Origin of the sequence: Ornithinimicrobium sp., assembly GCF_051004135.1 — a bacterium.
GTDB lineage: Bacteria > Actinomycetota > Actinomycetes > Actinomycetales > Dermatophilaceae > Ornithinicoccus.
Genome location: NZ_JBPCKQ010000247.1, coordinates 83,211 through 104,538, shown reverse-complemented (window position 1 = coordinate 104,538; position 21,328 = coordinate 83,211). Strand labels below are relative to the sequence as shown.

Here is a 21,328-nt window from a genome sequence, read left to right as displayed (position 1 = left end):
GTCAGAGGGCGTGTCACCCATCGCCGCAGCACCGCGCCGAAGACACCCACAACCACCCGACCGCACCACCACGAGCGGAATCACCAGAACTGCCGAATGATGCATCAGCTGCAATTCCGCTCACTTGCATCGTGGTGACGAAGGTGTGCCGCAGCATGTGGGGGTGCATCCTGGGCAGGCTGATCCCAGCCTCATCGGCCAGGTGATGCAGGCGTCGGGTGGCGGCGTGGCGGTCCATCCGGCCGCCGCGTCGGTTCCGCAGGATCGGGCCTGCCTCGCGGCGGTCGACGGCGCGTTCTATCGCGCGTTGCACGGCCGGGGGTAGCGGGGTGAGCACGACCTTAGACCCCTTGCCACGCACCTTCAGGACACGGTGGCCGTGTTCCTCCCGGAGGTCTTCGATGTCGGCGCCGCAGGCCTCGAAGATGCGCAGCCCGAGGAGTCCGAGCATGGTGACGAGGGCAAAGTCGTTGATGTTGGCGCTGGTGCGCGCGGCGTGCAGCATGGCTTCGAACTGCAGGTGGGACAGCCCTAGGGTGGGTGATTCGGGTGGGACGTGGGGTCGGCGGACGTGGTCGGCCGGGGGAGGCGGTCAGGACGCCGTCGATGACGCAGGTGCGGTAGAACCCAATGACCACGCTGAGTCTGCGGGAGATCGTGGCCGGCTTGTACCGGCGGACTTCCTGCATCCACCGCACGTACAGCTCGACATGGACGCGTTGGGCGTGTAGGGGATCAAGGCCGCGCTCGGTGCACCAGGTGAGGAAGGCGCGCAGGTCGGAGTCAGTGTGGGTACGCGTCTGCCCGGTGTACCGGGCCAGGTGCGCGGCGACGGCGCGACGGAACGCGCTGTCGGCACCGTCGAACGGAATCGGAACGAGGACTGCTTGGGGCTGGGGTGTGCTCATGGACCATGCTGGCTCCCTCGACCTGTTGTGCCCACGACGTCCTTGCCCGCTCCTTGTCGTACGACACTCGGCATGTCCGGACGAAAGGAGGACACGATGAGCCTGACTCGGAGGCGCCCGGTCGCCCCCTACGGGGTCCTCTCCGGTGCCGGGGCCGCGAGCAACCTGGCTGGCTCGGTGAGAGATTCCGTGCACGTCTCGAGTCGGTCGGGGCCAGGGGCTGATCAGTCGCGTTGGGTGGCGACCGCCCGACCGTCCTCGGTCTCGAGGACCGCGATGTCTCCGTCGGTGTCGGTGCGCAGCACCACCGCCCCCGTCTGGCGCAGCAAGGCGAGCGCGCTGGGCGTGGGGTGCCCGAAGGTGTTGTCGGCGCCCACCCCGATCATGGCGACCTGCGCGCCCAGCCCGTCCACCAGCTCGCGATCCTGCACGGCCGACCCGTGGTGGGCGACCTTGAGCACGTCGAACCGCTCGCCGGCCACGGCCCGACGCAGCTGCGCGGCGGCCATGGTCTCGATGTCGCCGGTGAACAGGATCCGGGTGCGCCCGCTGGTCAGGTCGAGCACGACGCTCCCCTCGTTGGCGCCGGTGCGTGCACTCGTCGTGGGCAGCGGCCAGAGCACCCGCGCCGAGGCCGAGCCCCACTGCATCTGGTCACCCGCGAGCGCGGGGTATGTCGGAACGCCGGCGTCGGCGAGCAGGTCCAGGGTGCGCTCGGCCTCCCCCGGGGGGTCGCGCACCGGGGTGACGTAGGCCGCGCCCACGGGCATGGCGTCCAGCACACCCGACAGCCCCTGCACGTGATCACTGTGGAAGTGGCTGAGCACCACGGCGTCCAGGGTCTCGACGCCCAGCTCGTCGAGGCACCGCACCACCAGTCCGGGCTCCGGCCCCGTGTCGACCAGCACGGCCGAGGTCGGCCCGGTCGGCACGACGAAGGCGTCGCCCTGGCCGACGTCGCAGCCGGCGACGACCCATCCCGTGGGTGGCCAGCCGCCCGGGGTCGGCACCGGCCACGCCGCTGCGGCCAGCAGCGCGAGCAGGGCCAGGACCGCATACGGGTGTTGACCGGCACACTGCCGCAACCACGGCCCGGTGAGCAGCACGACCACGGTGAGCCCGGTCAGCAGCCACGCTCCGGGAGCACCGTCTACCCAGTCGAGCTGTCCCATCGGCACCTCGGCACAGACCCGTGCGATGCGGCCGATCAGCCAGGCGGGCAGCGCCCCGGCCCAGGCCAGCGGTGCAGCGATGGGCAGCCACAGCACGCCGAGCAGGGCCGCGCCGATGCCCGCGATGGTCGTCGGCGCCACGAACGGGGCGGCCAGCAGGTTGGCCAGCACGGCGATGGTGCTGACACTGCCCTGCAGCAGCACGATCACGGGCGCGCAGACCACCTGCGCGGCCAGGGGGATCGCGATCGCGTCGCCCATCAGCGAGAGTCGCTTCGGCAACCGGCCGGCGATGGCGTCACCCCACGGCCGGGCGAAGATCACCAGACCGAGGGTGGCCAGGGTCGACAGGGCGAACCCGTAGGACCGGGCCAGCTCGGGCCAGATGCACAGCAGCACCAGCACTGCGACGCCCAGCGCCGGCAGGCTGCTGCTGCGCCGCGCACTCGACAGCGCGATCAGCCCGACGACCCCCATGACTGCGGCCCGGAGCACACTGGGCTCGGGCCGGCAGAGGATCACGAAGCCGACCAGCGCGCCGACGGCGATCACCGGTCGCCAGGCGCGGCGCACGCCGCAGCATCGGCACAGCACGACCACGGCTCCGAGCACGATCGCGACGTTGCTGCCGCTCACCGCAGACAGGTGACTCATCCCCGTGTCGAGCATGGCCTCGGTGAGCTCGGTCGGCGTCAGCGAGGTGTCGCCGATGACCAGCCCGGGGATCAGGCCACGGGCGTCCGCGGGCAACGGGTCGACCGCGGAACGCAGCCGTGAGCGGGCGTGCTCGGCCCACCCCAGCAGCACTGTCGGTCGCTGGACCAGCCGCGGCGCGGAGTGCGGAGTGAGCACGGCCACGGTCGCGGCCCCGGTCTCCTCCGGCGGGCCGAGCCGCCCGGCGACCTCGATCCGGGAGCGCCACGAAACCTGCGACCACTCATCTGGGCTGGTGGCGAAGACGAGCACGGGGGTCCGTGGGCTGCTTCGCTCGCCCCGACCCTCGACGTGGTCCACGCGCAGGGTCAGCACCACGAGGTCGGCCCGCTCGTCGGCGCGGCTGATGGTCCGGGGCTCGGTGAGCACCGTCCCGCGCACCTGGACGACGGCGCGCTCAGCAGCCAGGGTCGGCACCTCGCCCGCACGGGCCACCGCGGCGTGACCGGCCGCTGCCACCAAGACCAGTCCGCACGCGGCCGCCGACAGTCCGACCTGCGCTGCGGGCGCCGTCGTCCAGGTGGCGCCGGGGTGATCACCGCGAGTCGGTCCGCGCGGGCCGCGCAGGAATCTGCGGACCGACAGCGCCACCGCCCCCAAACCGGCCGCGACACCCAGCTGCGCACCCGGCGGACATGGCAGCGCGGTCGCGGCCACGGCCCACGCGACGAGGGCCGGGACCAGCAACCGCAGGTCCAGCCGCGGCGCGGCCACCGCATGGACGCTCGCCGTGCTCGCCGTCACGGCCCCAACCCGACGTGCGGGCGGAGCTGCTCCAGCGTGCGCTCCCCGATGCCACTCACCTCCAACAGCTCCTCGACGGTGCTGAAGGCGCTGTGCTCCTCGCGCCACGCCAGTATCCGCTCCGCGGTGACCGGACCCACCCCGGGCAACGTCTCCAGCTCGGTCTGGTCGGCGGTGTTGAGGTCGACCACGGTGTCGTCGCCGGCGGCACCGTCGCTCGACCCGGCACCCGGAGCCGCCGAGGTCGGGACCGGTAGCGGTGGCGCCGGCAGCTCCGGTGGCGGCTCCTCCCCCGGCACGGGGACCCACAGCCGCTCCCCGTCGACAGCGGGCCGGGCCAGGTTGAGGCGGCTCAGGTCGGCCCGTTCGCTGAGCCCGCCGGCGCCCTCGACCGCATCGTGGACCCGGGAGCCGGGCGCCAGCGAGACGATGCCGGGGTCGCGCACGGCCCCGATGACGTGCAGCACGATCTGCGGAGCGGACGTGGCGGAGACAGCCGAGTTCGCGACGGACTCGCTCGACGGTACCGAGGCAGAGCTCTGCGGACTGCCGAGGACAGGCGGCGCCGTCGTCGTGGCAGCGCCAAGATCGGCGGAGTTCCCGGGAGCCGACACCGGCCGTGGCGTGGCGCTGCGCTCGGCCCAGGCCACGCGTACCCCCAGGACCACGGCCAGGACCGCGACGAGCACCACCACACCGCGTAGGACGGGAGTGCTCACGCCCAGCCGGGCACCGTGCAGCGACGACGGCAGGGACAGCAGGGGGATGCGCCCCGGCCGGTGTCGTCCGAGGGGTACCGCGTCTGCTGCCGTGCCCTCGCGCACACGACCCGGTCGCGGCGGTGGCCCTGGCGGCTCACCGGCCCTGCCCGTCTCTTCGGTCCCGCCGCCCGCCTGCATGCCTCGAGCGGCCTCGGTCCCGAGCGCCTCGATCAGCCGATCGAGGCGCTCGTCAGGGGTGGGCATGACCGCACGCTAGGCACGAGACCCGCAACTCCGACAGCCACGACTCCGCCGTTGTGGACGCACGACTCGAGGGGCGGGGATGTGGACAAGGGTTCGGCCGCGACTAAATCTCAGCCAGCAGACGGGGAGACGACCACGGCCAGCGTCCCGGGACCGGTGTGCACCGCGGTGACCGCGCCGAGCTCTACCAGGTCCACCCGGCAGTCCGGCAGCTGCTCGCGCAGCCGGCCGGTGAGCTCGTCGGCACGCTCGGCCCAGGCCAGGTGGTGCACGGCCACCGCGACCTCGCGCCCACCGTCGCAGTGCCCCTGCGCCGTCTGCACCGCCTGTGTCTCCAGCCGGGCCAGCGCCTTTCCCCGCGTGCGGACCCGCTCCCACGGCTCCACCTGACCATTGCTGACCTGCAGCAACGGCTTGATGGCTAGCGCACCGCCGACGACCGCCGCCGCGGCCCCGACCCGGCCACCACGGCGCAGATACTCCAGGGAGTCCAGGTAGAACCAGGCCATGCTGTCGCCGGCCCGCTGCAGGACGCGCCGGACGACCTCCTGCGGCGCAGCACCCGCCGCGGCTGCCTCGGCACCGGCGCACGCGGCATACCCCATCGCCATGCCCAAGGTCCGACTGTCGACCACACTCACCCCGATCTCAGATCGCACCGCAGCAGCAGCCAGCTCCGCCGCCTCGACCGTGCCACTGATCCGCGAGGACAGGTGCACCGAGACGATGTGGTCGACACCCTCCCGCTGCGCCAGCGCCCGGTAGCGCTGGACCAGCTCTCCGGGCGAGGGCCGAGAGGTGCTCACCTGCTCCTTGCCTTTGCGCAGCAGGTCGGCGACCTCGGCGGAGCCGATGTCGACCCCCTCGGCATACGTCCGCCGACCCACGACGACATGCAGCGGGACGACCTCGACCCCGCGTTCGGCGGCGAGCGCGGCCGGCAGGGACGCGGTCGAGTCGGTGACGACGACAGTGCTCATCGAACGGCGGTGCTCATCGAACGGCGGTCCTCACGGGGCGCTCCCTGCGGCAGGGACGATGTTGACCAGCTTGGGCGCACGCACGATCACCGTGCGGGGCTCGCTGCCCCCCAGGATGTCGCGGATCCGGCTCGTCGCCAAGGCCCGCTCGCGCAGGTCGGTCTCGGCGATGTCGGCCGGCACCTCGATCCGGTCGCGCACCTTGCCCTTGACCTGCACCACGCAGGTCACCGTGTCCTGCACCAGCAGCGCCGGGTCGGCCAGCGGGAAGGTCGCGAACGCCAACGACTCGGCGTGCCCCAGCCGGGCCCACAGCTCCTCGCCGAGGTGCGGGGCCACCGGGGCGACCATCTGCACCAGAGGCTCGATCGCCTTCCGCGGCACCGCAGCCAGCTTGGTCAGCGCATTGTTGAGCTCGATCATCTTGGCAATGGCCGTGTTGAAGCGGATGCCCTCATAGTCGGCGCGCACCCCGGCGATCGTGCGGTGCAACGCCCGCTCGGTCTCGGCGTCCATCGGCTCGTCCACGACGCGGACCTCGCCGGTGTCCTCGTCCACGACGTTGCGCCACAGCCGTTGCAGGAACCGCTGCGACCCCACGACCGCCCGGGTCTCCCACGGCCGGTACTGCTCCAGCGGGCCCATCGACATCTCGTAGACCCGGAACGTGTCGGCGCCGTACTGCTCGCACATGTCGTCCGGCGTCACGACGTTCTTCAGCGACTTGCCCATCTTGCCGTGCTCCTGGGTGACCGGCCGGCCCTGCCAGGTGTATGTCGACGCGCCGCCGGCTGGGTCGGTGTGCTCGGCCACCTCGTCGGCCGGCACCGGCTGACCGCGGGAGTCGCGGTAGACGTAGGCCTCGATCATGCCCTGGTTGATCAGCCGCCGGAACGGCTCCTCGCTGCTGACGTAGCCCAGGTCGTGCAGCACCTTGTGCCAGAACCGGGAGTACAGCAGGTGCAGCACGGCGTGCTCCACGCCACCGATGTAGAGGTCGACGCCACCGGGGTCCTTCGCGCCCTCGGGCGCCCCGGCGACCGGCTCGTCGCGCGGCCCGATCCAGTAGCGCTCGACCTCCGGGTCGACCGGAGCCTGCTTGTTGTCCGGGTCCAGGTAGCGCAGGTAGTACCAGCACGAGCCCGCCCAGTTGGGCATCGTGTTGGTGTCCCGGCGGTAGGTCTGCAGCCCGTCACCGATGTCCAGCTCGACCTCGACCCAGTCGGTGGCCCGGGCCAGCGGCGCCTCCGGGTTGGAGTCCGCGTCGTCCGGGTCGAAGGTGCGCGGGCTGTAGTCGGGCACCTCGGGCAGCTGCACCGGCAGCATCTCGTCGGGCACGGTGTGCGCGACACCGTCGGCGTCCCAGACCACCGGGAACGGCTCGCCCCAGTAGCGCTGCCGGCTGAACAGCCAGTCGCGCAACCGGTAGGTGATCGTGGCCTCACCGCGGCCCTGCTCGCCCAGCCAGGCGACGATCGCCTCCTTGGCCTCGACGATCTCCAGCCCGTCCAAGCTGACGTCGTCGTTGGCCGAGTTGATCGCCGGACCCTCCCCGACATACGCCTGGTCCCCCGGGTGGTCGTCGCTGGGTTGCACCGTGCGCAGGATGGGCAGCCCGTATGCAGTCGCGAAGTCCCAGTCGCGCTGGTCCTGCCCCGGCACGGCCATGATCGCGCCGGTGCCGTAGCCCATCAGCACGTAGTCGGCAACAAAGACCGGGATCTGCTGTCCGTTGACCGGGTTGGTCGCGAAGGCACCGGTGAACACCCCCGACTTGGTCCTGGTGTCGGCCTGGCGCTCCAGGTCGCTCTTGGTCGAGGCCGCCCGCTGGTATGCCGTCACCGCCGCCCGCGGGTCGTCCGCGCCCTGTCTCCAGAGCGGGTCAGTGCCGTCGGGCCAAGCCGCCGGCACGATCTGCTCCAGCAGCGGGTGCTCGGGTGCCAGCACCATGAAGGTGGCTCCGAACAGCGTGTCCGGGCGGGTCGTGAACACCCCGATGTCCACCGCACCCTGCGCCACACTCCCCTGCACCACGGGAGTGGCGAAGCGCACCCGGGCGCCGGTGGACCGGCCGATCCAGTTGCGCTGCATCGCCTTGACCCGCTCCGGCCAGTCGAGCCGGTCCAGGTCGTCGACCAGCCGGTCGGCATACGCGGTGATCCGCATCATCCACTGGCTCAGGTTGCGCCGGAAGACCGGGAAGTCGCCGCGCTCGGTCAGCCCCTCGTTGGTGACCTCCTCGTTGGAGACCACGGTGCCCAGGCCGGGCGACCAGTTGACCGGGGCCGATGACACGTAGGCCAGCCGGTGCTCCTCCAGCACCGCCGCCTGCTCGACCCGGCTCAGCTCCGCCCACGGCTGGCCCCCAGGGGTCACCCGCTCCCCGGACTCGAACTGCTCGACCAGCTCGGCGATCGGTCGGGCCCGCCCGGTGCCGCCCCCCTCGCGCGGCGCGTCCACGTCATACCAGGAGTGATAGATCGTCGAGAAGATCCACTGGGTCCAGCGGTAGTAGTCGGGGTCGATCGTGGCGAACCGGCGGCGCTGCTCATGCCCCAGACCCAGCTGACGCCACTGCCGCAGGTAGGTCTCGATGTTGGCCTCGGTGGTGGCGCGCGGGTGCTGCCCGGTCTGCACGGCATACTGCTCGGCCGGCAGCCCGAAGGCGTCGAAGCCCATGGTGTGCAGCACGTTCTTGCCGGTCGTGCGCTGGAACCGGGCGTAGACGTCGGTGGCGACGTAGCCCAGCGGGTGGCCGACGTGCATGCCCGTCCCCGAGGGGTAGGGGAACATGTCCATGATCATCAGGTGGCCACGCTCGGGAGCCAGTCGTGGGTCGTCCGGCTGGGCCCATGGCCCGGCCGGGTTGGCCGAGGAGAACGTGCCCTCGACGTCCCACCGGTCCTGCCAGCGGGCCTCGATCTGCCCGGCCAGCGCCGCGGTGTAGCGGTGCGGGGGTGTGTCCTCGCTCATCTGCCTGGTCTGTCCTTGCCTGAGGTCTGCTGCTGAGTATGTCGTCCGGTCCGGTGCACAAAAAAGCCCCTCGGCGCTCGAGGGGTCAGCCGCGCTGGGTGGTGCGTCGTCAGCGCGGCCGCATAAGGAGAAGGTGCACGCAGGCCGGGGTCGTCATGGTCTCTGCATCGTAGCGCAGCGCCTGGGCGCTGTATATTGTGATGTATGTCTGCCACGCGCACCCAGATCTACCTCACGGCGCAGCAACGCTCCCGGATCGACGAGCTGGCCGCGTCCGAAGGGCTGACCATGGCCGAGGTGATTCGCCGAGCACTTGATGCCTACCTCGCTGAGGAGCACCCCGATCCTGCTGCGGCATTGAGTCAGACCTTCGGCACGGCACCGGACCTCGTTACCCCCACCAGGGACGAGTGGCTGCGTGGCTGACCTGCTGATCGACACGGACGTCTTCATCGACCACCTGCGTGGGGCGCACGAGCTGTCGCCCGGTCGGCACCGGCTGCACTACTCGGTGATCACGCGCGCCGAGTTGCTGGCGGGCAACTCGGCCACCGAGCGCACGCACATGCTGCTGTCACCGTTCCGGGAGATCACGGTGAATCGGGCAATCGCCGAGCGTGCCGGCCGAATCCGCAGAGAGTCCGGGACTCGTCTGCCTGACGCGCTCATCGCGGCCACCGCGCTGGAACTCGGCCTCAGCCTGGTCACGCGCAATCGCTCGGACTTCGACAAGGTCCGGCAGCTGAGGATCAAGAGTCTCTGACCCCGTTGCGCGCGACACCCCTGGAGATGCCGAAGGCGCCCTCCCGGTCTCGGGTGAGCGCCCTCGCAGCGTGAGGCCGCCGATGGCGGCAGCCGGCTCAGCCGAGGCTGGCGGTCTTCTTGGCCATGGCCGCCTTCTTGTTGGCGGCCTGGTTCTTGTGGATGACGCCCTTGGAGGCGGCCTTGTCGAGCTTGCGGCTCGCGTCACGGAGTGCGATCTGCGTCGCCTTGGCGTCGCCGCTGGCGTGCGCCTCGCGGAACTTGCGCAGCCAGGTGCGCAGCTCGGACTTGTGCGCGCGGTTGCGCTCGGTGCGTACGGCGTTGGTCTTGACGCGCTTGATCTGGGACTTGATGTTGGCCACGAAGTGTCTTCCTGCTCGATCGGTCGGGGTATGTCGTGAGGGCCACCCGGCTCGGGCCGGGCGCCGATGTGGCGCGCGCGGGGATCGGAGTCGGTGCTGCCCGTTTGGTCGTGCATGCGCGCACGACCTGAGCGCGCACGCGACCGCCCACGATACCGCGAGCTGCCCTGCATCACCAAGACGCACGTCGGCGTCCGTATGCTGCCTGGATGCGCGCAGGAGATCCGGTGCTGCGGGCCGCCTGGCTCGCGCAGCCGGCATACCTGATCGGTGAGGTGCTCATCGGGCTGGTCACCGGGGTGACCTACTCCTTCCGCGACAACACGATCAGCGCGCTGGGCACCTCGTGCGGCTCGGACGTGGTGAGCGGCTGCTCCAGCGCTCCGGCGGCCATGAACGTCGTCTTCATCGTCTTCGGCGTGCTGCAGGCCCTCGGGGCGGTGCTACTGCTGCGGCGCTCGCCTCGATCCCATCAGTTGGTGGGGACGCTGTGGGCGGTGGCCGGGCTGTTCTCGATCTTGGTGGGCCTGCTGCCGGTCGATGACCACCCCACCGCACACACGCTCGTGGCCCTGCCGGTCTTCGTGGCCCAGCCACTGGCGATCCTGCTGCACGCCCGGCTGATGCCGGCGGGCGCGACGCGCCGCACCGGCCTGGTCTTGGGTGTCGTCGCGGTCAGCGGGGCTGTGGCCTTCGCTGCACTGCTGGGCTCGGCGACCTGGGAGGGTGCGGTCGAGCGGGTGACGATCTGGCCGGCCAAGATCTGGCTGTTGCTCGCCGCGGTCACGATGCTGCGCGGCGAACGGAGACCGTGACGACCGACCCTTCTCCATCCCCCTTCGGGCGCGTAGAATTTGCGGGACGTGGAAGGAGTCACCATGGACCTCGGACGACCGATTGCCCGGCACATCGCACGTCGACCCCAGGAGTGCGGCGACCACGCCCCGCCCGGCGACAGGCCGCCCGTCGACGTCCGTGTCAGGACGCCCGACCTCGCGGAGACCGAGCAGCCGGTCTCGCCTGACCCTGCGCCGGTGGGCCGCCCCACGGGCTAGCGGGCCCGCGACCCATGGAGCTGCTCATCGCCATGCTGGTGCTGGTCCCGCTGCCCCTTGCGGTGGAGTGCCTGACGCGAGCCCGACGCCGCCGGACCCGCCAAGCACGGTGGGAGGGCCACGACATACACGCGTGTGACCAACCGTTCCGCGGTTACAAGGTCGCGCAGCTGATCGTCGGGGACGGGCGAGCCTGGCTCGCCGGGGTGATGGGTGCTCGCTACGACGTCGACGACCACGCGAGGTGCCTACGAGGCGACTGCGCTCCGCCCGGCCTGAGCTGTTTCTGCGGGTTCTATGCCTTCCGCGACCGCACCCAGGCCCTCGAGCTGATCGACCGGCTCGGCTCGATCCAACCGACCCGCAGCTACGTGCTGCTGACCGCCGATCTGGACGGCGACGTGCTGGAGTACGAGCACGGCTACCGCGCGCAACGTCAGCGGATCGTCCGCATCGAGGTCGCAGATCGGTGCCAGCCGTGCGCACGCGAAGGCATGAGTGCCGCCGCCTGCCCGATCACGCATCCACGGTTTCGCAGCGAGCAGCTCTTCGCCCAGCAGGACCTGGTCTCCCGCAGCGCCATGCCCCTGGGTAGCGCACCCCTGCGCCCGTTGTGCGAGCGACACACGCCGGCGACCCTGGCTCGACGGCATACCCTGCTTGAGCTGCGCGGGCTCATCGGCACGGAGGTGATGACCCTGCCGCCGGACGAGGGGCCTGGCCGGTCAGTGGCGACCGAGGAAGCCGCGTAGGTCCCGTCGGCGCAGGGCAAGAGCGACGGACAAGACAGCGCCTACGGTCCTGGACGAGATCCTGGCGGCGTGGCAGGCCGCGTCACCTGCCCCCGACGACGCGCGACAGCAGGCCGTGGCCGAGCTCGACGGCGTCGGTCTGACCGATCCGGATCAACGGCATCCCGGGGGCGCTGGGTGATCGCCTCGGCAACGGTGGGGCTCACCCTCGACACCGGAGCCCTCCTCGCTCTGGATCACCCGACCAAGGCCGTCATCATGCTCACGACTGGACGAAGCGCGACGTCGCAACGCAGCGATCTGCATCCCCGCGGTAGTGGTCGCCCAGGCGTGGCGCGGACCAAAGCAGGTGCGCCTGGCTCGACTGCTCAAGGCTCACGACGTCGACATCGTCAGCATCGACCCCAGCCTGCCGCTGATCCGGGCGTAGGGGCCCATCGCCCTACGTGTCGTTGGGCTCCGCTTCCAGCGTGGTGAGGGATCGCACCGTCACGAGGTGCTCCAAGTCTGCAGAGCTGTCGTCGATCGCTTCCTCGACTCGGTCACGCACACCCCACGTCGCTGGCGTCCTGCCGAAGCTCCGCCAGGCCGATCTCGTCCTTGTGCCGCGTCGTGCATGCGGTAGCTGGACTCCCGACCCTGGCCCTGCTGTACAGTTTTCCGTACGCCCCGGAGAGGAGAGATTCACGTGAGGACCATGACGTACACCGAGTCGCGCGCACGCTACGCGGAAGTGCTCGACTCCGTCATTGACGATCGAGAGGCGATCGTCATCACCAGGTCGGGCCACGATCCGGTGGTGATCGTGTCGTTGGAGGATTTCGAGTCGTTGCGGGAGACGGCCTACCTGATGCGCTCGCCGGCCAACGCGCGGCGCCTGTTGGATGCCATGGAGCGACTGGAGGCCGGAGGCGGGGACCAGTACGACCTGATCGACGCCGACTGATGCGCCTGGTCTGGGATGTCAACGCCTGGGAGGACTACCTGTGGTGGCAGACCCAGGACCGCAAGATCCTCAAGCGGGTCAACCTGCTGATCCACGACGTGATGCGAAAAGGCAACGAGGGGATAGGGAAGCCGGAGCCACTGAAGCACGACTTCGCGGGCTACTGGTCTCGCCGCATTACCGACGAGCACCGGCTGGTCTACAAGGTCACCGGCACCGAAGTTCGCATCGCCGCCTGCCGTTACCACTACGGCAGGTAGAACGACGGGTGGCCGGTGCGGATCCGCAACCGTGTCACGCGTCGCTGCTCACTCTCGATGGTGAACGATGTTGATGACAGTGCCGTCCGGTGCCTGGACGAGGAACCGGCGCACCCCCCAGGGCTCCGTGGTGAGGGGATGCACGATCTCGTAGCCGAACCGCTGAGCGTCGGCATAGGCGCCGTCGACGTCATCCGTGTGGACGGAGATGACCGAGTCTTCGGGTGCGGACGCGTCGCGGGTGAGGAGCTGGACGTTCGCTCCCGAGTCGGGGGAGGTATAGCGGACCACCCAGCCCAGGTTGAACTCCTCAGTGCTCAACCCGAGGTAGTCGGTGTAGAAGTCCTTGGCTGACTCGACGTCGGCCACTCGAAGATTGGCCGTGATGCGGATGGCGCGCATGGGGTCCTCCTATCGGCAACGGTAGTGGTATTCGGCAGGCTCGGTGAAGCCGGCAGCCGGGTAGAGACGCCGTGCCGCGACGTTGGACTGCTCGACCTGCAGGTACAGGTGTGGTGCGTCGTTCGCTTCGCCCCACTGCGCGATCGCCGACAGGGCCAGGCCCCCCACCCCGCGTCTGCGCGCGGTCCGGATGGTGGCCATGGTGAAGACGCCGGTCCAGCCGTCCTCAGCGACGGCGCGGCCGATCCCGACCGGCTCCCCATCGGCACGCACGACGACATACGCCTGCGGCCGATCGACCGGTCCAGGAGACGCGTCTCGCGCTCGACATCGGTGCCGGACTCGCTGGTCGCGAGCAGAACCTCGAGCCATTCCCTGACGGGCGTCGCGCTCACGTGCACCGTCATTCCCGATCTGGGCTGCGGAAGTGCCTGTGGACCGGCGACCGACGTCAGCAGCGAGATCGCCGACTGCCTCAGGTAGCCGCGCTCGGCCAACGACGGGTCGAGCCCGTCGGGACAGTCCGGACAGATCTGGAAGCGTGCGTCGGCGTCGTGCTCGGCGTAGAAGCTCTCCGCGGTCTGGATGCGCTCGTCCAGCGCATCGGCGGCGCCGTGGGCAAGGACCGCTCCCGACCACCAGGTGTCGTTGTCGGTGTGCCGCAACCACCAGCCGGACCCGCGGGCCTCCACGGCAGCCGGCGTGGCCCGCGCCGCCCGTTCCAGCAGATCACCGACCATGCCCACGCCTGCATGGTCCCACCTCAGCTGCGCCGCTCCCGGCAGATGGTCATCACAGCCCGCTCCACGGCATACTCCGGCGACCTCGCCACGGTCGTGCCGGTGCGCAGACCGCCCTTGACCTCGACATCGGCGGCCGCGACCGCCTGAATAGCGCGTCCCAGCCGGTGCCCGTCCCACCCCTGCGCCACCCGCCGCGCCTGGTCCACCTGCCAGGGCGCGATGCCCAGGTCCTTGGCCACCGTGCCCGAGCTGGCCCGTCCGGCGGCGCCGACCCGGCCGACCTGCCGCAGCTGCATCGCCAGCACCGCCACGATCGGCACCGGGTCCAGCCCTCCGGTCATCGCGTGCCGCAGCAGCCGCATCGCCTCCGGCTCGTTGCCGGCCAGTGCTGCCTCGGCCACCTTGAAGCCGGTGGTCTCCACCCGTTCCCCGTAGTAGGTCTCGACCTTCTCGACGCCCACGCTGCCGGTGGTGTCGCGGATCAGCTGCTCACACGCTCCGGCCAGCTCGCGCACGTCCTTGCCGACGGCGTGCACCAGGGCCAGGGCCGCGTCCCGCTCGATCCGGCGCCGCCCGGTCTGGAACTCCCCCATCACGAAGCCCAGCTTGTCGCCCTCGGACTTGATCGCCTTGGCCTCGATCACCCGGGCCCCCGCCTTGCGCAACGCATCGAGCACCCGCTTGCCCCGGTTGCCGGACTTGTGCCGCACGATCAGGGTGACCCCGTCCGCGGGCGCGGCCAGCAGTGCCATCACGTCATCCAGCAGCGCGTCGTCGGCCTCGTCCAGGTCGTGCACCACGATGACGGTCCACCCACCGAACAGCGACGGGCTGGCGTGCACCCCCAGGTCACCCGGGGTGTAGGACCCGGCATACAGCCGGACCACCTCGGCGTCCGCCTCCTGCTCCCGGACCAGGGTGACGACGCTGGCCACTCCTCGCTCGGCCATCACCTCCTCGGGACCGCTGACCAGCACGTATGTCGGGGGCTGGGTGCTCATGACGTGCTCACCGTGAGCTCCAGCTGGTTGAGCCGGGCGGTCACCAGGTCGGGCGCCAGCTCCAGGTGCTCGGCGACCTCCTCGATGCCCACCCCGGCCTCGACCCCCTCGCGCAGCTCAGCATCCTGCTCATCGGTCCAGGCGTGCCCTCCCGTGACGGCCGTGCGCGCTGACCGGGCCACCGGCGGCGGACCGGCGCTGGGCCGCTCCCCCGGCTGCTGCACCGGCTCCGGCGGGCCCGCCGTCTGGTCAAGACGTCGTAGTGCACCGAGCACCAGGTCACGGTCCTTCGTCGGCCAGAACGGTGGCAGCGAGCGCTGCAAGAAGCCGGCGTAGCGCGCGGTCATCATCCGCGAGTCCAGGAAGGCGACCACGCCCCGGTCGTCGCTGCGCCGGATCAGCCGGCCGGCGCCCTGCGCCAGCCGCAGCGCCGCGTGGGTGGCGGAGACGGCCATGAAGCCGTTGCCGCCCATCCGCGAGATCGCCTCGGTGCGCGCCGAGGACAGCGGGTCGTCCGGCCTCGGGAAGGGCACCCGGTCGATGATCACCAGCTGGCACGCCGAGCCGGGCACGTCGACCCCTTGCCACAGCGACAGCGTGCCGAACAGACACGTCGTCGCATCGGAGGCGAACTGGCGCACCAGGGTGGGGGTCTGGTCGTCGCCTTGGCACAGCACCTCGATCTCGGCGTCGGCGAGCCGGGTGCGCAGCTCCGCAGCCGCCACCTCGGCGGCCCGCCGCGAGCTGAACAGCCCCAACGTGCGTCCCCCCGCCGCGCGGACGAGGGCCTCGATCTCGTCGAAGACGACCGACCCTGCCCCGTCGCGCCCGGGCGGCGGCAGGTGCGCGGCGACATACGCCATGGCCTGCTGCGGGTAGTCGAACGGGCTGCCCACGTCGAGGCCCTGCCACCGCGGGGCGTCCGGCCCGCGCAGGCCGAGGGTGCCGGCGACGGCGTCGAAGCTGCCGCCCAGCTCCAGGGTGGCCGAGGTCATCACCACGGTGCGGTGGCCGAAGACCTTGTCGCGCAGCAACAGCGCCACGCTCATCGGCGCGACCCGCAGCACGGCGCCGCGCCGCGGGTCGCGCGAGACCCAGGCGACGTCGAGCTCGCGCTCCTCGAGGACCCGTTCGACGGTGTCGAAGATCTCCTCCAGGGCGGCCTTGGCGAGCTGCTTGGCGCCGTCGCCGGCGTCCTTGGCCTCACCCTTGAGCTCGCTGGTCAGCCCGCGGCTGGCGTCACGGACCGCGGCCAGGGTGATCGCCAGCTGCTCGGGCACGCCGCCGGTCAGCCGGCCCTCGGGCAGCTGGTCGAGCACGTCCTGCACCTGCTCGGAGGCCTCGGTGAGCTGGTCGGTGTCGGCGAACCGCTTGGCCTTCTTGGCCGCCGCGGTCACGGTGCCCCCGGTCAGCTCGTCGGTGATGGTGGAGGTGACGCGGTCGGTGAGCTCGTGTGCCTCGTCGATGACCAGCAGGTCGTGCTCGGGCAGCATCTGCCGGCCCTCGAAGGAGTCGATCGCCATGAACGCATGGTTGGTGACCACGACGTCGACCTCGTGGGCGGCCGCCCGGGTCTGCTCCACGAAGCACTCGGTGACCATCGGGCAGCGCTGCCCCAGGCACTCCCGGGCGCTGACCGACACCTGCCGCCACGCCTGCCCACTCACCCCGGGCACCAGCTCGTCGCGGTCACCGGACTCGGTGACCTCGGCCCACTCACGCAGCCGCACGATCTGTGTGCCCAACCGGGAGCGGTCGGCATCGACAGCTCCCATCGAGAGGAGACTGTCCTCGTCGTCGTCGGGGAAGCCGCCGGCCAGCTTGTGCTGGCACAGGTAGTTGGCCCGGCCCTTGACCAGCGCGAACGTCGGACGTCGTCCCATCAACGGCGCCAGGGCGTCCGCGATCCGGGGCAGGTCACGGTCCATGATCTGGGCCTGCAGGGCCAGGGTGGCGGTGGCCACGATGACCGGCTTGCCGGTGGCCATGGCGTGCGCGATCGCCGGCACGAGGTAGGCCAGCGACTTGCCGGTGCCGGTGCCGGCCTGCACCAGCAGGTGCTCCTCGTGCTCCACCGCGTCTCGCACGGCGTGCGCCATCTGCACCTGGCCCGGTCGCTCGGTGCCGCCGACCGACTCGACCGCCGCGTGCAGCAGCGCGTCGAGGTCAGCGGTCGAGGGGTCCGGCACAGCCCCAGGGTATGCGGTGGCGCCGACCGTCAAGCACGCTTGCAGGTGCCTCTGTGGACAACTTCTGCGGCGGGCACGGCATATCTGCTGGTATGCCGTCATGACCCGCTCCCCCCGCTCGTCCGACCAAGTCGCTACCGGCGCTGAACCTGGCCGCCTACTCGCTAAGCGCGGACCGCAAGGCCGTCCGGAACTCCTCGGGCCGGTCGCGAGCGGGGTCGTCGGCCGCCCGTTCGATGATGTGGAGCGGCCAGCCGTGGCGGATGCTGGCCCGTTCGGCGACGCGCACGCGGTTGGCTCGGTCGTCGCGGCCCCAGATGAGCGTGGTGGGCACGTCGATGCGGTCCAGTTCTTCGTCCGGGATGCGGGGTAGACCGGCCGTGCGGAACAGGCGCCCTGCTTCGCTGGCCGAGTCCGATGTGGCCATCCCCAGGTTGTAGGCCACGAACGAGGGCCAGTCCTCGGCCAGGTCGTGCCGCAGCTCGTCGAGGTCGTAGGCGCACTGGCTCATGAAGCGCTCGTAGCTCCGCTCGCGGGGGCGGGCCTGGAAGTGCAACAGGCCGAGGGCGAAGCGGGCGCGAGGCCGGAAGCGGCCGAGTCCCAGCGAGTCGACCAGCACGAGCCGCCGCAGACCGCCCGGGCGGCGGGTGGCGAACCTGGCGGCGATCGCCCCGCCGAGCACATGGCCCACGACCGTCGGTGGCTCGTCGCAGGTCGCCTCGATGAGCGCGCCCAGCCAGTGCACGGCGCGGTCTGCGTCCAAGGGCGGGTCGCTGGCCGCCGAGGAGCCATGCGCGGGAAGATCGGGCGCGATCACTCGATGGGTCATGACTAGATCGGGGATGGTCCAGCGCCAGTTCACGGCCGACTCGCCCGGACCGTGGAGGAGCAGTACGGGCGGGCCGTCGCCGCCGTCGAGGACGGCGGTGGAGATGCCGGACACGTCGAGCCGACGCTCGGTCACCGGCACGCCCCGCAACAGGCGGTTCCGGTACTGCTGCAGCGTGGTCGGGGTCATCACTCCTCCCGGTGACCGGTGACGGTCAGCAGGCCGGGTTCCAACACCGAGCCGTCGCCGTCCACGAATGGCGCGCAGCGCTGGACGACCTCGGCCTCCAGCGCTGTCCGCGCCCGCTCGTCGAGCTCGGCCGCCGCCGCAGCCAGCGGGGTGCTCTGGACGTACTGCCAGAAGAAGTCGGCCGGCGACGCCACGCGCAGCGGCACCGACGTGGTCTCGGTGTTGACGCGGTCGAAGCCGGCCGCCTTCATCAAGGTCCGCGCCTCGTCGGCGTCGTGCAGCGAGAACACGGTGTGGACGAACATGGACGCGCCCGGCCCCATGTGGTTCGTGAGGGCCTCGTCGATGGCCTCGAACAGCGGAGGCGTGGGCCCGGGCGTGCACCATACGACCCGACCGCCCGGGGCGAGAACCCGGCGCGTCTCCCGCAGCGCCTGGTCCTTGTCGGTGAAGAACTGCAGCCCCATGGAGCACAGCGCCAGGTCGAAGGCGGCGTCGGGCAGCGGCATGGCCTCGGCCGGCGCCGCGTGCCACTCGATGCCGTCAGGACACACGGTGCGGGCCACCTCGAGCATGCCGAGGTTGGCGTCGAGGCCGGCGACGGTGCCTTCAGGTCCGACGGCCGAGGCCGCGAGGCGGGCCGCGATTCCGGTGCCGCAGGCGATGTCGATCACCCGCTCACCCGAGGCGAGCCGAGCGGCGGCGACGAGGCGCCGGGCGATCGGTTCGCCGATGACGGGTACGAAGTAGCGCTCGTAGTTCTCGGCGCTGCTGGCCGCGTACTTCTCGTACAGCGACGTGGTGGTCCGGGTGCTCATCGGTTCCTCCTCGATGGGTGATGGAAGCCAACGTACGCATGGGCCGACCCGGCCGACTTCGGGGGAATCCGCCAACTTCGTGGGGGTCCGCCTGGGGGAGAACCCCCACGCCCGCACTGGGGGCCGAGACCGCGCTACAGCAGACCGTGCTCGTAGGCGTGGGCGGTGGCAGCCGTCCGGTTGGACACCCCCAGCTTGGTGAAGATGTTGCCCAGGTGGCGCTCGACAGTCTTCTCGCTGATCGTCAACTCGCTGGCAATCGCCCGGTTGGTCCGCCCCGCGGCCACCAGGCGGAGCACCTGCCGCTCCCGGCCGGTGACCAACCGGCCCCGACCCGATGACCCGGAGGGCTCGGTCACGTCCAGGGAATCGTCGGCCAGCAGCCGGTCGAGCTGCGCCAGCGCCGGCGCCGCGCCGAGCTGCTCGAATGTGTCACGGGCCGCATCGCACTCCAGCTCGGCCCGGTCTCGGTCGCCGAGCTGCCGGCAGGCGCCGGCCAACAGCACTCGCACCTGCGCGGCCTCGTAAGGCGCGTCCAGCTCCTGCCACGCGTCGAGCGCAGCCCTTAGCGGGCCCAGCGCCGCCCTGGCGTCGCCGCCTGCCAGCAGCAGCGCTCCGCGGGTCTGGCTGGCGAAGGCGCCGAGCATCGTGGCGCCTCCGGCCTCGACCAGCTCGACGAGCTCGTCGGCCGCGGCCCGGGCTCGGTCCAGCCGACCGACGGCCAACATGATCTCGGCGTAGGCCGGCAGCAGCTGGGCACGGGACATGCGGTCGCCCGCGGCATCGAGCGCTGACTCGATGGCGGCGGCCGCGGTCTCGGCGCGTCCCTCGGCCAGGCGGAGCAGGGCCATGCCAGGTTGCGGCTCCCGGCCGGCGGCGTGGGCCTGGCGGTAGGCGGCCTCGGCCCGCGGCAGCTCACCCCGCAGCCGCTGGAGCTCACCGAGCTGGTAGTGCGCCATCCCCACGGCCGGGTGGGGCGGGTCGCTCAGCCTTTCCCGGGCCCGCTCGACCTCGGCGATCGCCTCGGCCCACTTGCCCCGGAGCTGCAGAACCTGGGCCCGGTGCACCAGGCACTGCCCCCGGTACGGCACGAGCCCGGGTTGCTGATCGCACCACCGGTCGAGCGCCGCCGTCCACTCGCGAGCCCGACGCAGGTCGAACACGTGTTGACAGCCATCGATGACCGCGCAGTAGACAAGTCCTGAGATCATCGGCGAGGTCTCCCCGGCGGTCACCGCCACCATGGCCTCGTCGAACAGGCGCAGGCCCTCCGCCATCCGTCCCATGCGCAGCAGGGCCTCGCCCTGCCCCAGCGTGCCGAGCGCGGCCAGGTCCCGGTCGCCGAAGCGTCGAGCCAGCGAGTCGGCCTGGGCGAACCGCTCGAGGGCAGTGGCGGGCTCGCCAGCGCCGATCGCCATCAGGCCCTCGGGTACCAGCAGGTATCCGCGCTCCACCGTGTCCAGCTCGTGCTGCTGGACCATCCGCGCGGCTCGGGCCAGCCAGCCACCGCCCTGGGCCATCTCCCCCCGCTGCACCAAGGCGAAGCCGAGCCAGAACGCGCAGCGCACCGCCCGCTCCGCGTCGCCCCGCTCGTGCCACGCATGGTGGGCCTGCGACCAAGCGTCGGTGCTCTCGGCATCGTGGCCGGTCAGGTAGGCCGCAGTGGCAAGTCGCTGGAGATCGGTGGGCTCCAGCGACGCGGTCAGACGGGCTCGCCTGAGGTCGTCGTAGGCGTCCTGCCAGGAGCGCGCGGCGAACGCTGCTCGTGCCCGTTCCAAAAGCTCGGTGGTCACCATCGCTCACTCCGCACTGGTCCAGAGGGTCGCTGCGCCGCCCGACGCCTGCCCGACGGTAGAGGGCAGTCCCGTGGTTTGGCGCTGGCGCATGCGAGTTCAGGTGCGGGACGCGATGGGAGCATGGAGGTTCCACGTCGCAAGTGCTCGAGCCAGATGCGGCGGACCCGAGACAGTGATCCGACCATCACGTCCGGCCGATGACCACGAGAGCGCACCTCGGTGCCAATCGACAAATGCCAACGACTCGGCCTCGACATACAGGTCCGGGGCACCACCGGGATCGGCGTAGCAGACCTCGGCGTCGCCGTTCTCGATAAGGAGCCAGTAGTGCCGGTTTCCAGCCGCTTCGTCGGGGAAGGTGAAGGCGACGACGATACGGCCCTCGGGGAGCTTGGATCGGTCGAGCTGGGCCTGGCACCATGCCCACAGCGCGAAGCCCGGATCAGCGTGCGTGGTCGTGACCTCGACCCATCGCTCACCCCAAGCACCCAGTGCATGGATGACAGCGGCCAGATCGGCGCCGGCTTCGGTGAGCTCGTACGTCGATCCGCGGCCCAGCTCCTTCGGCTTGGACCGGATCACCCCGACGTGCTCGAGCTCGGCCAGGCGCTTGGAGAGCATCGAGCGCGACATGGCCGGAACTCCGCGGGCCATGTCGTTGAACGTATGGGCACCGAGCATCAGATTCCGTACCAACAGAGGGGTCCAGCGCTCGGCCAGGATCTCCGATGCGCGTGCGATCGGGCAGTACTGGCGATAGGCGCCCAT

General features: G+C 71.1%; 20 protein-coding genes and 1 pseudogene. 6 read left to right on the top strand and 15 right to left on the bottom strand.

What is annotated here, in order from left to right:
* Positions 1 to 13: 13 nt before the first annotated feature.
* The 6 genes and pseudogenes from ACR2FV_RS18025 to leuS all read right to left on the bottom strand — a co-directional run bounded on the left by ACR2FV_RS18025 (position 14) and on the right by leuS (position 8,456).
* Positions 14 to 520 carry a tyrosine-type recombinase/integrase gene (locus tag ACR2FV_RS18025; protein ID WP_434017089.1) on the bottom strand — a complete coding sequence of 169 codons (507 nt, stop codon included), beginning with the start codon at positions 518 to 520 and terminating at the stop codon, positions 14 to 16.
* Positions 521 to 629: 109 nt separating this feature from the next.
* Positions 630 to 908 (bottom strand): annotated as a pseudogene (locus tag ACR2FV_RS18020) (hypothetical protein); the annotation flags it as partial.
* 224 nt (positions 909 to 1,132) lie between these two features.
* A complete protein-coding gene (locus ACR2FV_RS18015; RefSeq protein WP_434017087.1) occupies positions 1,133 to 3,538 on the bottom strand; it encodes a ComEC/Rec2 family competence protein in 2,406 nt (801 codons plus the stop codon).
* Positions 3,535 to 4,503 (bottom strand): helix-hairpin-helix domain-containing protein, encoded by a 969-nt coding sequence (locus tag ACR2FV_RS18010; RefSeq protein ID WP_434017086.1) that lies wholly within the window; start codon positions 4,501 to 4,503, stop codon positions 3,535 to 3,537. Before ACR2FV_RS18010 ends, ACR2FV_RS18015 begins: the two co-directional genes overlap by 4 nt.
* A 110-nt stretch (positions 4,504 to 4,613) precedes the next feature.
* Positions 4,614 to 5,483: a DegV family protein gene (locus ACR2FV_RS18005; protein ID WP_434017085.1), complete on the bottom strand. Its 870-nt coding sequence runs from the start codon at positions 5,481 to 5,483 to the stop codon at positions 4,614 to 4,616.
* 30 nt (positions 5,484 to 5,513) lie between these two features.
* Positions 5,514 to 8,456, bottom strand: a complete 2,943-nt coding sequence (leuS, locus tag ACR2FV_RS18000; RefSeq protein ID WP_434017084.1) for a leucine--tRNA ligase — start codon at positions 8,454 to 8,456, stop codon at positions 5,514 to 5,516.
* Between the two features lie 204 nt (positions 8,457 to 8,660).
* Here leuS and ACR2FV_RS17995 point away from each other — a divergent pair, with 204 nt between their 5' ends.
* Positions 8,661 to 8,882, top strand: coding sequence for a CopG family transcriptional regulator (locus ACR2FV_RS17995; protein WP_434017083.1), 222 nt, complete (start codon positions 8,661 to 8,663; stop codon positions 8,880 to 8,882).
* Positions 8,875 to 9,219 (top strand): type II toxin-antitoxin system VapC family toxin, encoded by a 345-nt coding sequence (locus ACR2FV_RS17990; protein WP_434017082.1) that lies wholly within the window; start codon positions 8,875 to 8,877, stop codon positions 9,217 to 9,219. The genes ACR2FV_RS17995 and ACR2FV_RS17990 overlap by 8 nt, the downstream gene beginning before the upstream one ends.
* Before the next feature lie 97 nt (positions 9,220 to 9,316).
* Here the strand turns inward: ACR2FV_RS17990 and rpsT are convergent, their stop codons facing one another.
* Entirely contained in the window at positions 9,317 to 9,580 is a 264-nt protein-coding gene (rpsT, locus tag ACR2FV_RS17985) for a 30S ribosomal protein S20 (protein WP_434017081.1), read from the bottom strand.
* A gap of 209 nt (positions 9,581 to 9,789) precedes the next feature.
* Here rpsT and ACR2FV_RS17980 point away from each other — a divergent pair, with 209 nt between their 5' ends.
* From ACR2FV_RS17980 to ACR2FV_RS17965, 4 genes are all read left to right on the top strand, one after another.
* Positions 9,790 to 10,395, top strand: a complete 606-nt coding sequence (locus ACR2FV_RS17980; RefSeq protein WP_434017080.1) for a DUF998 domain-containing protein — start codon at positions 9,790 to 9,792, stop codon at positions 10,393 to 10,395.
* 254 nt (positions 10,396 to 10,649) lie between these two features.
* Positions 10,650 to 11,387, top strand: a complete 738-nt coding sequence (locus tag ACR2FV_RS17975) for a hypothetical protein (protein WP_434017079.1) — start codon at positions 10,650 to 10,652, stop codon at positions 11,385 to 11,387.
* 688 nt (positions 11,388 to 12,075) lie between these two features.
* Entirely contained in the window at positions 12,076 to 12,333 is a 258-nt protein-coding gene (locus ACR2FV_RS17970) for a type II toxin-antitoxin system Phd/YefM family antitoxin (protein WP_434017078.1), read from the top strand.
* Positions 12,333 to 12,593: a Txe/YoeB family addiction module toxin gene (locus ACR2FV_RS17965; protein WP_434017077.1), complete on the top strand. Its 261-nt coding sequence runs from the start codon at positions 12,333 to 12,335 to the stop codon at positions 12,591 to 12,593. Before ACR2FV_RS17970 ends, ACR2FV_RS17965 begins: the two co-directional genes overlap by 1 nt.
* A 48-nt stretch (positions 12,594 to 12,641) precedes the next feature.
* Here ACR2FV_RS17965 and ACR2FV_RS17960 read toward each other — a convergent pair whose 3' ends face one another.
* From ACR2FV_RS17960 to ACR2FV_RS17925, 8 genes are all read right to left on the bottom strand, one after another.
* The gene (locus tag ACR2FV_RS17960) at positions 12,642 to 12,995 is read right to left on the bottom strand and encodes a VOC family protein (protein WP_434017076.1); all 354 of its coding nucleotides are present in this window, start codon (positions 12,993 to 12,995) and stop codon (positions 12,642 to 12,644) included.
* 9 nt (positions 12,996 to 13,004) lie between these two features.
* The gene (locus tag ACR2FV_RS17955; protein ID WP_434017075.1) at positions 13,005 to 13,367 is read right to left on the bottom strand and encodes a GNAT family N-acetyltransferase; all 363 of its coding nucleotides are present in this window, start codon (positions 13,365 to 13,367) and stop codon (positions 13,005 to 13,007) included.
* Positions 13,368 to 13,758: 391 nt separating this feature from the next.
* A complete protein-coding gene (gene holA, locus ACR2FV_RS17950; RefSeq protein WP_434017074.1) occupies positions 13,759 to 14,739 on the bottom strand; it encodes a DNA polymerase III subunit delta in 981 nt (326 codons plus the stop codon).
* Positions 14,736 to 16,928, bottom strand: a complete 2,193-nt coding sequence (locus ACR2FV_RS17945) for an ATP-dependent DNA helicase (RefSeq protein WP_434017073.1) — start codon at positions 16,926 to 16,928, stop codon at positions 14,736 to 14,738. The genes holA and ACR2FV_RS17945 overlap by 4 nt, the downstream gene beginning before the upstream one ends.
* Before the next feature lie 157 nt (positions 16,929 to 17,085).
* The gene (locus ACR2FV_RS17940) at positions 17,086 to 17,946 is read right to left on the bottom strand and encodes an alpha/beta fold hydrolase (protein WP_434017072.1); all 861 of its coding nucleotides are present in this window, start codon (positions 17,944 to 17,946) and stop codon (positions 17,086 to 17,088) included.
* Complete coding sequence (locus tag ACR2FV_RS17935; protein ID WP_434017071.1) at positions 17,946 to 18,764, bottom strand: methyltransferase domain-containing protein; 819 nt, start codon at positions 18,762 to 18,764, stop codon at positions 17,946 to 17,948. The genes ACR2FV_RS17940 and ACR2FV_RS17935 overlap by 1 nt, the downstream gene beginning before the upstream one ends.
* A 134-nt stretch (positions 18,765 to 18,898) precedes the next feature.
* Complete coding sequence (locus tag ACR2FV_RS17930) at positions 18,899 to 20,557, bottom strand: LuxR C-terminal-related transcriptional regulator (protein ID WP_434017070.1); 1,659 nt, start codon at positions 20,555 to 20,557, stop codon at positions 18,899 to 18,901.
* A 99-nt stretch (positions 20,558 to 20,656) separates the two neighbouring features.
* Entirely contained in the window at positions 20,657 to 21,328 is a 672-nt protein-coding gene (locus ACR2FV_RS17925; protein WP_434017069.1) for a winged helix-turn-helix transcriptional regulator, read from the bottom strand.